The following is a 14,866-nucleotide window of genomic DNA, read 5'->3' on the forward strand; positions in this document are numbered from 1 at the left end:
AGGCACGGCCGGCAACGCCTACTGCCAGCCGTAGCGACGGATGTAGAGCTTCTTCAGTGCAGTGGTCAGTGCGGCATAGCCGAACAGGATCGCCACCAGGAACGGCCAGTACCCTGCCGGCAGTGCCTGCAGCCTGAAGTAGGTGGCCAGCGGGCTCATCGGCAGGATCACGCCCAGGGCCATGATCAGTCCCGTCATCAGCAGCAGCGGTGGCGCGGCGATGCTCTGCAGGAACGGCAGCTTCGGCGTGCGGATCATGTGCACGATCAGGGTCTGGGTCAGCAGGCCGACGACGAACCAGCCTGACTGGAACAGGCCCTGGTCGGCGGGTGTGCGAGCGTCGAACCCATACCACATCAGGGCGAAGCAGCTGAGGTCGAAGACCGAGCTGATCGGTCCGAAGAACACCATGAAGCGGCCGATGTCGGCCGGGTTCCATTTCAGCGGCTGCCGCACCAGGTCCTCGTCCACATTGTCGAACGGAATGGCAATCTGCGAAACGTCGTACAGCAGGTTCTGCACCAGCAGCTGCAGCGGCAGCATCGGCAGGAACGGCAGGAAGGCGGACGCTACCAGCACCGAGAACACGTTGCCGAAGTTGGAGCTGGCGGTCATGCGGATGTACTTGAGCATGTTGCAGAAGGTGCGCCGGCCCTGGATCACGCCTTCCTCCAGCACCATCAGGTTCTTTTCCAGCAGGATGATGTCGGCCGCTTCCTTGGCGATGTCCACGGCGCTGTCGACGCTGATGCCGATGTCGGCGGCGCGCAGCGCGGGCGCATCGTTGATGCCGTCGCCGAGAAAGCCGACCACCTTGCCCTGCGCGCGCAGCTGGCGTACCAGTCGTTCCTTGTGCAGCGGCGTCAGGCGGGCAAACACGCGGTGGTGCTGCAGGGCGTGTGCCAGCGCTTCATCGCCCATGCGTTCGATCTGCGGGCCGGTCAGGATCGTGTCCGCGTCGAGTCCGACCTGGGCACAGACACGGGCGGTGACCAGTTCGTTGTCGCCGGTGAACACCTTGACCTCGACGCCATGCATCGCCAGTGCCTGCAGTGCCTGTGCAGCCGATTCCTTGGGCGGATCAAGAAAGGCCACGTAGCCGATCAGGGTCAGTCCACATTCGTCGGACTGGGTGTAGGTCGCCTGCTGCGCGCTGGTTTCCTTCATCGCCACCGCCACCACCCGCAGGCCCTGTTCGTTCAGTTCCTCGGTGGTCTGCCGGACCCGCGCCAGCCGCCGTTCGTCCAGTGGCATGTCGTGGCCGTTCTCGCGCACGGTGGAGCACACCGCGAGCATCTCCTCGACCGCGCCCTTGCAGATCAGCTCATGGTGATTCCCGCATTCGGATACCACGACCGACATGCGGCGGCGCTCGAAGTCGAACGGTATCTCGTCCACCTTCCGGTAGTCCTGGCTCAGGCGCAGCGAGCTCTGCAGTTCCACGTGCTCCAGCACGGCGCGGTCCAGCAGATTGATCAGGCCGGTCTGGAAGTGGCTGTTGAGATAGGCGAACTTCAGCACGTCTTCCGAGTCACGGCCGAACACGTCGGTATGCCGTTCCAGGGCGATCCGGTCCTGGGTGAGCGTGCCGGTCTTGTCGGTGCACAGCACGTCCATGGCACCGAAGTTCTGGATGGCGTCCAGGCGCTTGACGATCACCTTGCGGCGCGACAGCAGCACCGCCCCCTTGGCCAGGGTGGAGGTGACGATCATCGGCAGCATTTCCGGGGTCAGGCCGACCGCCACCGACAGGGCAAACAGGAAGGCTTCGGTCCAGTCACCCTTGGTCCAGCCATTGACCAGCAGCACGAACGGCACCATCACCAGGGCGAAGCGGATCAGCAGCCAGCTGACACTGTTGACCCCGGCCTGGAAGGCCGTGGGTGCACGGTCGCTGGCGATGCTGCGCTCGGCCAGAGTGCCGAAATAGGTGCGGTTGCCGGTAGCCAGTACCACCGCGGTGGCCGTGCCGGAGACCACGTTGGTACCCATGAACAGCAGGTTGTGCTGATCGAGCAGGCCGGCCTGCGCATCGCCCGGATGGGCGAACTTCTCCACCGGCAGTGATTCCCCGGTCATGGCCGCCTGGGCCACGAACAGATCCTTGGCCGACAGCACCCGGCAGTCGGCCGGAATCATGTCGCCGGCCGAGAGCACGAGGTGATCGCCGGGTACCAGCTCGCGGATCGGCAGGTCCAGCAGCCGTGAGGGCCGCCGGCTGTGCAGGTGCGCACCGAAGTACTGATCGGCCAGGTCTGCCGCTTCCGTTCCAGGGGTGCGCCGCAGTACACGCGCCGTGTTCCCCACCAGTGCCTTCAGCCGTTCAGCGGCGCGGTTGGAACGCCCTTCCTGGACGAAGCGGATCAGGGTGGACAACAGCACCATCGCGGCGATCACCACCGTGGCCTTCGCATCCTCCGTCAGCCAGGAGACCGCTGCCAGCACGGTCAACAGCAGGTTGAACGGATTGCGGTAGCACTGCCACAGGTGGCGCCACCACGGCAGCGGCTTTTCGTGATCGACTTCGTTCGGGCCGAGGGCGGCCAGCCGTAAGTCCGCCTCGTGCTGGCCCAGGCCATCGGCGTGCGAGTCCAGCCTGCTCAGCAGGTGCGCTTCATCGAGCTGCGCCAAGGTGACCAGTCCGGCGGTGAGGTTGAACGGTACGCTCCCGCTGTTGCCGGGACCGAAGCCGGCTTCGGGCATCGCCCGGCGCCGGAACAGGTTGCCGGCGCGCCGGCTGCGCAGGAAAGCGTTGAACCAGGCATTGAGCAGGCTCATGGGGAACTCCTTGATGGGGCCGGCGCAGGACCGGCACGCAGGGGGCAGGGCGTCGCGTCGCCGTTCAGGCGGAGCGCAGGGCCAGTACGTCAGGCGACCAAGGCTGCATGCGAAGGCGCTGGCTGCCGCCGATGCACAGCGGCTTCATCGCGTCGCGGAGGGGGTAGGGCAGATGGCGCAGGACGCTGATGCGCTCGCTGATCGGCAGCAACGAAAGGACGTCGGCCACCACGCGTGGCGAGCCCAGCGCCAGCGAACGGGCAAACAGCACTGGGCCATGCACCCACAGCTGGCTGCGCAGGGCGGTGACATCGCGCGTACCCATCAGGCGGCGCAGGGTGATGTAGAGGGTCTTGCAGGACATGGGGGCACTCTCCAGGCAGGTGCGCCTGGCGGCCCCCCCGCACTCACGCAGGCAGGGACCGGCCGCCAGGCGCCCGGTACGGGCGGAAACAGGCAGGCAGGGGCGCGTTGCGCCCGGCAGGGTCGGGATCCATCGGCGTCTCCGTGCAGGTGGGAAGGGGCTGCCGGGGGCGTTTCCCGGCGGTGGTGCCATTGTCGGCCGCTGGCCGGGCACGGCCTAGAGGCCCGTGGGTTAGCGTCGCTATACCTTGGTATAGCGGCCGCAGTCGAAGCTGACGGAATTGTCAGGCAGGCGACAGCATGGTGCCGGAGGTTGCCACCCAGGATGACGGCAGGCCTGCGCAGACCGGCGCGGGCACCGGATTGGACCCCCTGCCATGCGATTGCCTGATGTCACTGCGCTGCTGCGCCGCCGCCACCTCGCGCTGGGAGCGGCACTGCTGGTTGCCCTGTTGCTGGCGATGTTGTTCCACGGCGTTTCCCGCGGCGACGCACAGCCCAGCGCGGCACCGCCACCGGTACCGGTGGTCACCACGCGCGTCGAGCAGCGTGATGTCCCCCACTGGCGAAGCGGCGTCGGCACGGTGCAGTCGCTGCAGAGCACCGTGCTGCGCCCGCAGGTGGATGGCGTGCTGACCGAAGTGCTGTTCGAGGAAGGGCAGAAGGTGCGCAAGGGGCAACTGCTCGCGCGTATCGATGATCGCGCCATCCGTGCCGGTCTGGGCGGTGCACAGGCGGCGCTGGTGCGCGACCGCGCCACGCTGGACGCGGCGCGCTCGGATCTGTCACGGCTGCAGCATCTGTCCAGCGACCAGCTGGTGTCGCGACAGATGCTGGAGCAGCAGGCCGCCACCGTGCAGCAGTTGCAGGCCACCGGCTGCGGCAACCAGGCTGCGGTGGACGCAGCGCAGGTGCAGCTCTCGTATACGCGCATCGTGGCGCCGATGGACGGCCGCATCGGTCTGCGCCAGGTGGATCCGGGCAATCTGGTGCGCGCCAGTGACGCGCAGGGGTTGGTGACCGTGCAGCAGACCGATCCGATCTCGGTGGTGTTCGCGCTGCCGCAGGACGCGCTGCCGCAGCTGCGACAGGCGCTCGCCGCAGGCGACGCACAGGTGCAGGCACTGGACCGCGAGGGTGGCCAGCTGCTGGCTGAGGGCACGTTGCAGGTGATCGACAACCAGGTGGACGAGGCCTCCGGTACGGTGCGGCTGCGCGCGCGCTTCAGCAATGCGTCCGATCAGCTGTGGCCCGGACAGCTGGTCAGCGTGCGGGTGCGCACCGGCCAGAGCACGGGCGCGCTGGTGCTGGATGCCGCGGCGATCCAGCGTGGCGTGCAGGGCAGCTTCGTCTACCGCGTGGTCGCTGATGGCAGCGTGGAATCGCTGCCGGTCACGGTCGGTGAACAGGACGGCGGGCAGGTGGTCGTGCAGGGTGAGCTGCGGGTCGGCGATGTGGTGGTACGCGATGGACAGTCGCGGCTGCGGCCGGGCACGGTGGTGGCCGAGGCCAAACCCGCCGCGGCGCCTGCAGCGGTCCGGCGCGGGGCGGCACCGTGAGCGCGCGCACCTCGCTGTCCAGCTGGTTCGTTCATCACCCGGTCGCCACGACCCTGTTGACCCTGGCGGTGGTGCTGCTGGGCGTGGCAGCATTGCCGCGCCTACCGGTGGCGCCGTTGCCGGAGGCTGAGTTCCCGACCATCCGGGTCAATGCCAATCTGCCCGGTGCCAGCGCCGAGACCATGGCCTCGGCGGTGGCCACGCCACTGGAAACCCAGCTGACGGGCGTGCCCGGCATCATCGAGATGACCTCGACCAGTGCACTGGGCAGCACTTCGATCACCCTGCAGTTCGATCTGGAAAAGAACATCGACACGGCCGCGCAGGAAGTGCAGGCGGCGATCAACGCCGCCGCCGGCCGCCTGCCCAGTGAACTGCCGAACATGCCGACCTGGCGCAAGGTGAATCCGGCCGACAGTCCCATCCTGGTGCTCAGCGTGGTGTCGACCCAGATGTCGATGACCGAATTGAGCGATCTGGCCGAGAGCCGCCTCGCACGCTCGATCAGCCAGATCAGCGGCGTTTCGGAGGTCGGCATCGTCGGCCAGCAGCGTCCGGCGATCCGCATCCAGGCCCAGCCGGAGCGGCTGGCGGCGATGGGCCTGACCCTGTCCGACCTGCGTGGCGTGGCGCAGAACGCCAGCCTCAACCAGGCCAAGGGTGCACTGATGGGCGAGCAGCGCACGTCCACCTTCGAAGCCAACGACCAGCTGTTCAGTGCCCAGGACTACCGGCGCCTGGTCGTTGCCTATCGTGACGGCGCACCGGTGGTGCTGGGTGATGTCGCGCAGGTGATCGACGGCGCCGAGAATGCCTACGTGCAGGCGTGGCCGAACGGCCAGCCTGGGGTCGGCCTGATCATCAGCCGGCAGCCCGGCGCGAACATCGTGCGCACCACCGATGCGGTGCTGGCCGCCTTGCCGGAACTGAGCGCGAACCTCCCGGCCAGCGTCGATGTGGAGGTGCTCAACGACCGTACGCGCACCATCCGCGCGTCGCTGCACGAGGTGGAGCTCACCCTGGTACTGACCATCGTGCTGGTGGTGCTGGTGATGGGCCTGTTCCTGCGCCAGCTTTCCGCCACGCTGATCGTCGGCGCGGTACTGGTGGTCGCGCTGGTGGCGACCTTCGCCGCGATGTACGTGGCCGGCTTCAGCCTCAACAACCTGACCCTGGTGGCACTGGTGGTTGCGGTCGGCTTCGTGGTCGACGACGCGATCGTCGTGGTGGAGAACATCCACCGTCACCGCGAGGCCGGGCTCGGTCCGGTGGACGCCGCCCTGAAGGGCGCCGGCGAAATCGGCTTCACCGTGGTCTCGATCAGCCTGTCGTTGATTGCCGCCTTCATCCCGCTGCTGTTCATGGGCGGGGTGGTCGGGCGCCTGTTCGCCGAGTTCGCGCTGACCATCACCGTGGCGATCCTGATTTCCATCGTCGCCTCGCTGACCCTGGCACCGATGATGGCCGCGCACCTGATGAAGCGCATGCCGGCGCACCGGGACAGCGAGCGGACCCTGGCCGGGCGCCTGCTGGCCGGCTACGACCGCAGCCTGCAATGGGCCCTGCGCCGCCAGCGGCTGGTGCTGGCGGGCTTCGGCCTGACCGTGGCGGTGGCGGTGGCCTCGTACATAGTGATTCCCAAAGGCTTCTTCCCCCTGCAGGACACCGCCTTCGTGTTCGCCACCACCGAGGCGGCGCAGGACATCGGCTACGAGGACATGGTGGCCAAGCACCAGCAGCTCGCGCGCATCGTTGCGGATGATCCGGCCCTGCAGGCCTACAACCACGCGGTCGGTGCCACTGCCGGCAGCCAGACGCTGTCCAACGGCCGCTTCTGGTTCGTGCTGAAGGACCGCGGCGACCGCGATGTGGACGTGCACGGCTTCATTGACCGGGTGCGGGCGAAGATGGCCAGCGTGCCCGGCATCACCGTGTACATGCGCGCGGCGCAGGACATCAATCTCGGCGCCGGGCCGGCGCGGACGCAGTACCAGTATGCCCTGCGCGGACAGGACAGCCGCGAGCTGTCGCAGTGGGCCGAGCAGCTGACCGAGCGGCTGCGGGGCCTGCCGCAGCTGCGTGACGTGTCCAATGACCAGCAGGTCGGCGCCAGCGTGACCCGGCTGGAGATCGACCGCACGGCAGCGGCGCGCTTCGGCCTGACCGCCAACGACATCGACCAGGTGCTCTACGATGCCTTCGGCCAGCGCCAGATCAACGAGTTCCAGACCGAAACCAACCAGTACCGGGTCATCCTGGAAATCGCGCCGGGCATGCTGGGGCAGGTCGATGCGCTGTCCTACTTCCACCTGCGTTCGCCACTGACCGGGCAGATGGTGCCGCTGTCGGCCGTGGCCCAGGTGCAGCCCCCGGGCAATGGTCCGCTGTCGATCAGCCATAACGGCATGCTGCCGGCGGTGAACCTGTCCTTCAATCTGGCCCCCGGCGTTTCACTGGGCGAAGCGGTCGGCCTGGTGGAGCAGGCGCAGGCGCAGATCGGCATGCCTGCCAGCATCAGCGGCCGCTTCCAGGGCACGGCACAGGCCTTCCAGGAGTCGCTGGCCAGCCAGCCGCTGCTGATCCTCGCGGCCCTGCTGGCGGTCTACATCATCCTCGGCGTGCTGTACGAGAGTTTCGTGCACCCGCTGACCATCCTGTCCACTCTGCCGTCGGCCGGCATCGGCGCGGTGCTGATGCTCTGGCTGTGGGGGCTGGACTTCTCGATCATGGCGCTGATCGGCATCGTGCTGCTGATCGGCATCGTCAAGAAGAACGGCATCCTGATGGTCGACTTCGCCCTCGACGCACAGCGCAACCGCGGGCTGGCGCCGCTGGAGGCGATCCATGAGGCCTGCCTGACCCGGTTCCGCCCGATCATGATGACCACGCTGGCCGCGTTGCTCGGTGCCATTCCGCTGATGATCGGTTTCGGTACGGGTTCGGAACTGCGCCAGCCGCTGGGCGTGGCGGTGGTCGGTGGCCTGCTGATCAGCCAGCTGTTGACCCTGTACAGTACCCCGGTGATCTACCTGGCCCTGGACCGCCTGTTCCTGCAGCGTCGCCGCGAGCGCAGGGAGGCGGCGGGCGCTGCCCTGGCGGACCCTGGATGAAACTGCTGATCGTGGAAGATGAAGGCAAGACCGCCCATTACCTGCGCACCGGCCTGGGCGAGCAGGGCTGGGCGGTGGATCTGGCTGCGGACGGTGTCACCGGCCTGCATCTGGCGCGCGAGTTCGACTACGACGTGATCGTGCTGGATGTGATGCTGCCGGGCATGGATGGCTTCAGCGTGCTGCGCGAGCTGCGCCGCAGCAAGCAGACACCGGTGATCATGCTGACCGCGCGGGACCGCGTGGATGATCGCGTGCACGGCCTGGGGCAGGGCGCCGACGACTACCTGGTCAAGCCGTTCTCGTTCATCGAACTGCTGGCGCGGCTGCAGGCCCTGGTGCGGCGTGGGCGCCAGCAGGAGCCGACCGAACTGCAGGTGGGCGATCTGCAGGTGAACCTGCTGGCCCGGCGGGCCTACCGCGATGGCTCGCGGCTGGACCTGACCGGCAAGGAGTTCGCGCTGCTGGCGCTGCTGGCGCAGCGGCGGGGCCAGATCCTGTCCAAGACGGTGATCGCCGCCCAGGTCTGGGACATCAATTTCGACAGCAATACCAATGTGGTCGAAGTAGCGATCAAGCGCCTGCGCGGCAAGATCGACGGCCCTTACCCGAGGAAGCTGCTGCATACCGTGCGCGGCATGGGCTACGTGCTGGAAGTGCGCGAGGACGAGGGTGGGCGTGGATGAGGATGTCGATCGCCCAGCGCCTGTCGGCGATGTTCGCGCTGGCCGCATTGCTGGTGTTTGCTCTGCTGGGCGTGGGCGTCTATGGCGTGCTCGAGCGGCAGGTGGTGCGCTACCAGCATGCGGAACTGCAGACCAAGCTGCACGCGGTCAGTGGCAGCGTCGCGATGTGCGACAGCACCGAGCGCTGGAACAAGGTGCGCGAGAAGGTCGGCAACCTGATCTCCGGGGACCGCGACACCCTGGTCTGGGCATGGAGCGAGAACCCCACATTCCGCATCGGCCAGGCAGAGCCGCAGGTGCAGGCCCCCGGCAAGGGTGACAACGGCATGGGCACGCTGGCGCGTGAGGGCGGGCACCCGCTGCGCACGCTGTATGAGCGGGTGCCGGGCAAGGGCGCGCGACCGGATGTGGACCTGTGGATCGGCATCGACTCGGAGCCCTATACGCAGGCGCTGCAGCGCTTCGGCGTTGCGTTGTGGGTGGCCGGCGGGCTGGGCGTGCTGCTGGTGGCCGGGCTTGGCTACTGGATCGCCCGGCTGGGGCTGGCCCCGCTGCGGGCGCTGTCCAACGAGGCACGCTCGCTCAGCCCGCAGCGGCTGTCGCAGCGCCTGGCCGCGCAGGGACTGCCGGCCGAACTGGGCCACCTCACGCAGGCCTTCAACGGCGCGCTGGATCGGTTGGAAGCAGCGTACACGCGGCTGGACGGGTTCAACGCGGACGTCGCGCACGAGCTGCGCACCCCCCTGGCCAATCTGATGGGACAGACCCAGGTGGCCCTGTCCCGTCCGCGTGATGTGGCGGCGCTGCAGGAGGTCATGCAGTCCAACCTGGAGGAACTGGAGCGCCTGCGTGCGATCGTCAACGATATGTTGTTCCTGTCGCGGGCCGGCCAGGGCGATATCGCGGTGGAAACGCGTCAGGTCCAGCTGGCAGACGAGGTCGCCACCGCCGGTGAGTTCATGGAATTCCTGTTCGAAGAGGCCCAGCTGACGTTGCATGTCGAAGGCGACGCCACCGCCCGCATCGATCCGTCGTTGTTCCGCCGCGCGCTGACCAACCTGTTGCACAACGCCGTGCAGCATGCGCGTCCAGGCAGCGACGTGCGTGTGCAGCTGCAGTCCGAAGGCGAGGGCGTGCGGGTGGCCGTGCTGAATGAAGGCAACGGCATCGCCGCCGAGCATCTGCCCCTGCTGTTCGAGCGCTTCTACCGGGTCGACCAGGCCCGTGAGTATCGGGGCGAGCGCCATCACGGGCTGGGGTTGTCCATCGTCAAGGCCATCGCCGCACTGCATGGCGGCGAAGTGTTCGTGGCCAGTTCGGACGGTCTGACGACGGTCGGCTTCACCGTGGCACGGTGAAGGAACGATTCAGCCGGGCTGGCCGAAACGGTCGGCGAAGTCGTCGGTCGCGCGCACCAGCGCGTCGGTCGTGGCCGCTTCGTTCGCACTGTGGCCGGCAATCACCATCTCCAGCCTGGCTTCCGGCCACGCCTTGGCCAGTTCCCACGCGCTGCGTGGCGGACAGATGATGTCGTAGCGGCCCTGTACGATCACCGCCGGGAGGTGGCGGATCCGCTCCACATCGCGCAGCAGCTGGCCGGGCTCAAGGAAGGCCCCGTTGCGGAAGTAATGCGCTTCGATCCGGGCCTTGGCCAGGGTATCCATCGGGTCGCTGCTGGATTCGGCGGACACCTCGTGCTGCAGGGTCGCAGCATTGTCCTCCCAGCCCAGCCACGCCGTTGCGGCAGCAATGCGGATGGCGGGGTCCGGGCTGTCCAGGCGTGTCCAGTACGCCTGCAGCAGGTTGCCGCGCTCATCTTCGGGAATGTGCGCTTCATAGCGGTCCCAGCGCTCCGGAAATATCCAGCGCGCACCGCCCTGCAGCTCGGAAAACCATTGGTTCTCGATGTCCCGCCCCAGATACACGCCGCGCACGATGAGGCCGGTGGCGCGGGCGGGATGGGCCTGCGCGTACGCCAGCGACAACGTCGAGCCCCAGGAGCCGCCATACACCAGCCAGCGCTCGATACCGAGGTGCTCACGCACCTTCTCGATATCGGCCACCAGTTCCTGCGTGCTGTTGTCGCGCAGTTCGCCGAACGGGGTGGAACGGCCGCTGCCGCGCTGGTCGATCAGCACGATGCGGTACCGCGCCGGGTCGAAGAAGCGACGATGCGTGGGTGAGATGCCGGCACCGGGACCGCCATGCAGATACACCACCGGAATGCCGTCGGGCGTCCCGCACTCTTCGACATGCAGGGTGTGCAGCGTGCTCACGGGCAGAGTGTGCTCGCGATAGGGCGTGATCGGGGGATACAGCGTGCGCATGATGGACGTCAGTGGACCGGGGTCTGACAGCATACCCCCGGCGCGCGCCTACAATGGCGTCATGTCCAGGCAGCCCACTCTCGACGACCTGCGCCGCTACGCGGTGGCGCGCACCCTGTTCCCGCCGACAACGTTGATGGCCGCGATCCGGCGGCTGGGCTTCGTACAGGCCGATCCGATCCGCGCGCCGGCCCGGGCACAGGATCTGACACTGCGGCATCGGGTGAAGGACTATCGGGCCGGTGACCTCGAGCGGCGTTACCCGCGCCTGCCGGTAGAGGAGGACTGCCTGGTCAACTACGGCTTCCTGCCGCGCGAGTACCTGGCGTTGATGCATCCCCGCGTGGCCCGGCGTGCATGGGACGCGGACACCGAACGCCGTGCGGCGGATGTGCTGGCGTTCGTGCGCGAACGTGGCAGCGTGCATCCGCGCGAGGTCGACCAGGCGTTCGCGCACGGCCGGGTGACCAACTACTGGGGCGGCACCAGCAACGCCAGCACGCATCTGCTGGAGGGCATGCACTATCGCGGCCTGCTGCGGGTGCAGCGGCGCGACAGCGGAACGCGCATCTACAGCGTGGCCGAGCATGCGCCGGCGGAGGACAGCGAGGACGGGCGCGTGCGGCGCGCGGCTGCACTGGTCGCGCTGATCGTGCGCAAGTACGCGCCGCTTCCATCGGCCAGCCTGACCTACCTGGCCCGGCTGCTGGGCTACGGCGCACCGCATCTGGCCGAGCAGACCCGGCAGGCGCTGAAGCTGGCGAAGGAACAGCTGGCGAGCGCTACCGTGGAGGGCACCACGTGGTACTGGCCGGCGGACGAGAATCCGCGCTCACGACGGCATGCGCCGGACGAGCAGGTACGCCTGCTGGCGCCGTTCGATCCGGTGGTCTGGGACCGCCGGCGGTTCGAGCTGCTGTGGGGCTGGGTCTACAGGTTCGAGGCCTACACGCCGGCGCCCAAGCGCCAGTATGGCTACTACGCGCTGCCGATGTTGTGGCACGAGCAGGTGGTGGGGTGGGCCAATGTGACTGTCCGCGACGGCCAGCTTGAGCCATCGCTCGGCTACGCGGGGCGCTCACTGGCGCGCGACCGGCTGTTCCGCAGTGCGCTGAAGGACGAGCTGCAGCGCATGGCGCTGTTTCTGGCGGGCGGGCGCGGGGCCGGGTAGCGCTCGCAGCAGGTTGCTGTGGGCGCGTTCGCGATGATCGCCGAGCGTCGTTTCGATGACGTCGACGGCGCCTGCATGACGGCGCAGGCACAGTGGTGGCTCTGCCCGCCGGCTTCAGGAGTTCTGCATGGCCCGCCGCAAGACGCTGCGCATCGCCACGTTCAACGTCAACGGTATCGGCACGCGCTTGCCCCATCTGCTTGCCTGGCTCGACAGGACATCGCCGGACGTGGTCGCATTGCAGGAGCTGAAGGCCACTGATGCTGCATTCCCGGCCGATGCGCTGGAACAGGCCGGCTACGGTGCACTGTGGCTGGGCGAACCGCGATGGAATGGCGTGGCCCTGCTGGCAAGGGATGCGGTGCCGGTGGAAAGCCGGCGGCGGTTGCCGGGCGAACCGGCGGATGTGCAGAGCCGCTATCTGGAAGCGGCGGTGCACGGCATCGTCGTGGGTGGTCTCTACCTGCCCAACGGCAATCCCCAGCCGGGCCCCAGGTTCGACTACAAGCTGCGCTGGATGAAGCGCCTTATCCGTCACGCGCGCAGCCTCGTCGATCTCCCGCACCCTGCAGTGCTGCTGGGCGATTTCAACGTCATCCCCACCGAGGCCGATGTGTACGACCCGAAGGCATGGCGCCGCGACGCGCTGTTCCAGCCGGAGGTGCGCGAGCAGTTCGAGCATCTGCTCGCGCAGGGCTGGACCGACGCCCTGCGCAGCGTGCACGGTGACAGCACGATCTACACATTCTGGGACTACTTCCGCCAGCATGCCGAGCGCGACCGGGGACTGCGCATCGATCACCTGCTGCTGAACCCGATCCTGGCGGCACGGATGGTGGATGCAGGCGTGGATCGTTGGGTGCGCCTGCAGGACAAGGCCAGCGATCACGCGCCAACGTGGGTGACGGTGCGCACCTGATCCGGATCCGGCGTTGTCCGTCAGCACTGTGGTGGGGCGTCCGCTCAGCGCGTCTGCAACGATGCCTGCAGGGCGGCGGCCAGGGCAGCATCACCTGACACCAGGTCACGCCAGCGCAGGACCACACCCTTGCGCCGGCCTTTTTCCACCAGCTTCAGGCCCTGCGGATCAAGCGTCAGGGTGTAGTGCTGGCCGTCGATCTCCAGTTCAGGCCGCAGTGGCCGGTCCAGCGGCGTCATCTGCGTGCTGCCGATGCAGGCCGGGGGGCGCGTGCCGAGACGTGCCGATGGCCGCGGACATGCCAGCGCCACGGAAAGTCGACGGCGCGGCTGATGCCGATCCGCGGGCCGATGACCGGGTCCGTCGGCGGAGGTGTGCCGTCGCGGGCAATGACCACACCGTGGCTGCCCGTCACCAGATCGGCGCCGTCGAAGCTCTTGTCCAGGCCGAATGCCTGGGACAGCTTGCCTGGGCCGCTGGCAAGATCGCGGTCGTGCCGTGCGGCTGGCCTGAGTTCCCGCATCCTGTCGATGCCCTGCACGGGCTCCGCTGCGCGCAGCAGGACTGCCACGCCCTCGTGTTCCTGCCCGCACACCACGTTGCTTCCCCAGTGGATGCCGTAGCTGAAGTACACGTACAGATGCCCGGCCTCCCCGAACATGCTGGCTGTCCGCGGCGTCGGTCCTCGGTAGGAGTGCGCGGCCGGGTCCTGGCTGCCGCCGTAGGCCTCGACCTCGACGATACGGGCCGCCCGTCCATCGCTGCGTATCAGCAGCGCATTCAGGAGTTCGGGGGCGACCTCCTGCGGCGGACGCTGGTAGAAACGGCGCGGCAGGAGCGTCCAGTGATCGGGCAGCCAGTCAGGCACGGCGGTAGCGGGTCGGCGAACGGGGGATCAGTCTGGCGCTGGCAGGGTGAAGCGGATGCGGACGCGGCGTCAATCCGGTGAACGCGGCGCGCGAAGCGCCGCACGCCGGGCGGCGTAGACTTCCGGCGTCTGCGGTTTGACGAACAGCGCCACCAGTTCCGGGTACTCACGCTTGACGGCGTTTTCGATGCGGGTGATGCAGGCCTCGATCTGCGGCGTATGCCGATCATCCTCGAACTCCGCGCTGAGCATGGCCACCACCTGCTCCGGGCCCATCTGCATGGTGGTCACGCCATTGGCGCGGCGCAGATCGGCATCGGTTTCGGCGACGGCCAGGATGCGCTCGGCCACCGCTGGATGGGCAGGCTCGCCCACCAGCAGACCCTTGGTCTCGCGTGCCAGCAGAAACGCAGTCACCGCCAGAACTGCGGCGATGCACAGCGAGGCCACGCCGTCCAGGACCGGCATGTCCAGCAGTTGCGCCGCGACCAGCCCGGCCAGCGCGAATCCGAGACCGAGCAGGGCTGCACTGTCCTCCAGAAGCACGGTGAACGTGGACGGGTCCTTGCTGCGTCGGAACGCCTCGAAGTAGCCGAGCCTGCCCTTGGTGCGGCGGAACTCGCGCAGCGCCACCCACCACGACGCGCCTTCGAAGAGGATGGAAATGCCCAGCACGCTGTAGCTCAGCACATGGTGGGTCGCCGGTTCCGGCTGGCGGATGTGCTGGATGCCCTCGTATGCCGACACGCCCGCGCCCGCCGCAAACACCAGCAAGGCCACGATGAAGCTCCAGAAATACAGCTCGCGCCCGTAGCCGAATGGATGCACGGTGTCCGGCGCCTTGCCGGCCCTGCGCAGCCCGTACAGCAACAGCACTTCGTTCAGGGTGTCGACCAGCGAGTGCACGCCTTCACTGAGCATCGCTGAACTGCCGGAGATGCCAGCGGCGATGAATTTGGCCACGGCAATGGCGAGGTTGCCGGCCAGGGCGGCATAGATGACGAGGCGGGGACCGGTGGGGGCGGACATCGCAGGGCGGTTCAAGGAAGGTTGCCTGATCTTCCTGATGCTGCCGTCCCCGGGGC

Annotated in this window: 12 protein-coding genes; 6 read left to right on the forward strand and 6 right to left on the reverse strand. The window is 67.9% G+C overall.

The window, feature by feature from the left end; genetic code table 11:
* Positions 1-18: 18 nt before the first annotated feature.
* Both mgtA and ACVOMM_RS01750 read right to left on the reverse strand, forming a co-directional pair.
* Positions 19-2,778, reverse strand: coding sequence for a magnesium-translocating P-type ATPase (gene mgtA / locus ACVOMM_RS01745; RefSeq protein WP_481525811.1), 2,760 nt, complete (start codon positions 2,776-2,778; stop codon positions 19-21).
* Positions 2,779-2,842: 64 nt separating this feature from the next.
* A complete protein-coding gene (locus ACVOMM_RS01750; RefSeq protein ID WP_065182320.1) occupies positions 2,843-3,142 on the reverse strand; it encodes a hypothetical protein in 300 nt (99 codons plus the stop codon).
* Positions 3,143-3,518: 376 nt separating this feature from the next.
* Here ACVOMM_RS01750 and ACVOMM_RS01755 point away from each other — a divergent pair, with 376 nt between their 5' ends.
* Genes ACVOMM_RS01755 through ACVOMM_RS01770 form a run of 4 tightly spaced genes read left to right on the forward strand, consistent with a single transcriptional unit; the run spans position 3,519 to position 9,854 of the window.
* The gene (locus ACVOMM_RS01755) at positions 3,519-4,700 is read left to right on the forward strand and encodes an efflux RND transporter periplasmic adaptor subunit (RefSeq protein WP_481525812.1); all 1,182 of its coding nucleotides are present in this window, start codon (positions 3,519-3,521) and stop codon (positions 4,698-4,700) included.
* A complete protein-coding gene (locus ACVOMM_RS01760; protein ID WP_111186906.1) occupies positions 4,697-7,810 on the forward strand; it encodes a multidrug efflux RND transporter permease subunit in 3,114 nt (1,037 codons plus the stop codon). Before ACVOMM_RS01755 ends, ACVOMM_RS01760 begins: the two co-directional genes overlap by 4 nt.
* Positions 7,807-8,496 carry a heavy metal response regulator transcription factor gene (locus ACVOMM_RS01765; protein ID WP_481525813.1) on the forward strand — a complete coding sequence of 230 codons (690 nt, stop codon included), beginning with the start codon at positions 7,807-7,809 and terminating at the stop codon, positions 8,494-8,496. Before ACVOMM_RS01760 ends, ACVOMM_RS01765 begins: the two co-directional genes overlap by 4 nt.
* A 2-nt stretch (positions 8,497-8,498) precedes the next feature.
* Positions 8,499-9,854 carry a heavy metal sensor histidine kinase gene (locus tag ACVOMM_RS01770; protein ID WP_227255275.1) on the forward strand — a complete coding sequence of 452 codons (1,356 nt, stop codon included), beginning with the start codon at positions 8,499-8,501 and terminating at the stop codon, positions 9,852-9,854.
* A 9-nt stretch (positions 9,855-9,863) separates the two neighbouring features.
* On the opposite strand, the gene pip is transcribed toward ACVOMM_RS01770, so the two are convergent.
* Entirely contained in the window at positions 9,864-10,823 is a 960-nt protein-coding gene (gene pip / locus ACVOMM_RS01775) for a prolyl aminopeptidase (protein WP_481525814.1), read from the reverse strand.
* Between the two features lie 61 nt (positions 10,824-10,884).
* On the opposite strand from pip, the gene ACVOMM_RS01780 reads away from it, so the two are divergent.
* Both ACVOMM_RS01780 and ACVOMM_RS01785 read left to right on the forward strand, forming a co-directional pair.
* On the forward strand, positions 10,885-11,994 hold the full coding sequence (locus tag ACVOMM_RS01780) for a DNA glycosylase AlkZ-like family protein (RefSeq protein ID WP_180875232.1): 1,110 nt from the start codon (positions 10,885-10,887) through the stop codon (positions 11,992-11,994).
* 127 nt (positions 11,995-12,121) lie between these two features.
* Positions 12,122-12,913: an exodeoxyribonuclease III gene (locus ACVOMM_RS01785; RefSeq protein ID WP_180875231.1), complete on the forward strand. Its 792-nt coding sequence runs from the start codon at positions 12,122-12,124 to the stop codon at positions 12,911-12,913.
* Positions 12,914-12,957: 44 nt separating this feature from the next.
* Here ACVOMM_RS01785 and ACVOMM_RS01790 read toward each other — a convergent pair whose 3' ends face one another.
* From ACVOMM_RS01790 to ACVOMM_RS01800, 3 genes are all read right to left on the reverse strand, one after another.
* Complete coding sequence (locus tag ACVOMM_RS01790; RefSeq protein WP_180875230.1) at positions 12,958-13,152, reverse strand: hypothetical protein; 195 nt, start codon at positions 13,150-13,152, stop codon at positions 12,958-12,960.
* Positions 13,149-13,781 (reverse strand): DNA-3-methyladenine glycosylase, encoded by a 633-nt coding sequence (locus ACVOMM_RS01795; RefSeq protein ID WP_065176091.1) that lies wholly within the window; start codon positions 13,779-13,781, stop codon positions 13,149-13,151. Before ACVOMM_RS01795 ends, ACVOMM_RS01790 begins: the two co-directional genes overlap by 4 nt.
* A 69-nt stretch (positions 13,782-13,850) precedes the next feature.
* Complete coding sequence (locus tag ACVOMM_RS01800; RefSeq protein WP_180875229.1) at positions 13,851-14,810, reverse strand: cation diffusion facilitator family transporter; 960 nt, start codon at positions 14,808-14,810, stop codon at positions 13,851-13,853.
* Positions 14,811-14,866 lie beyond the last annotated feature (56 nt).

It is taken from the genome of Stenotrophomonas sp. STEN009 (assembly GCF_056760395.1).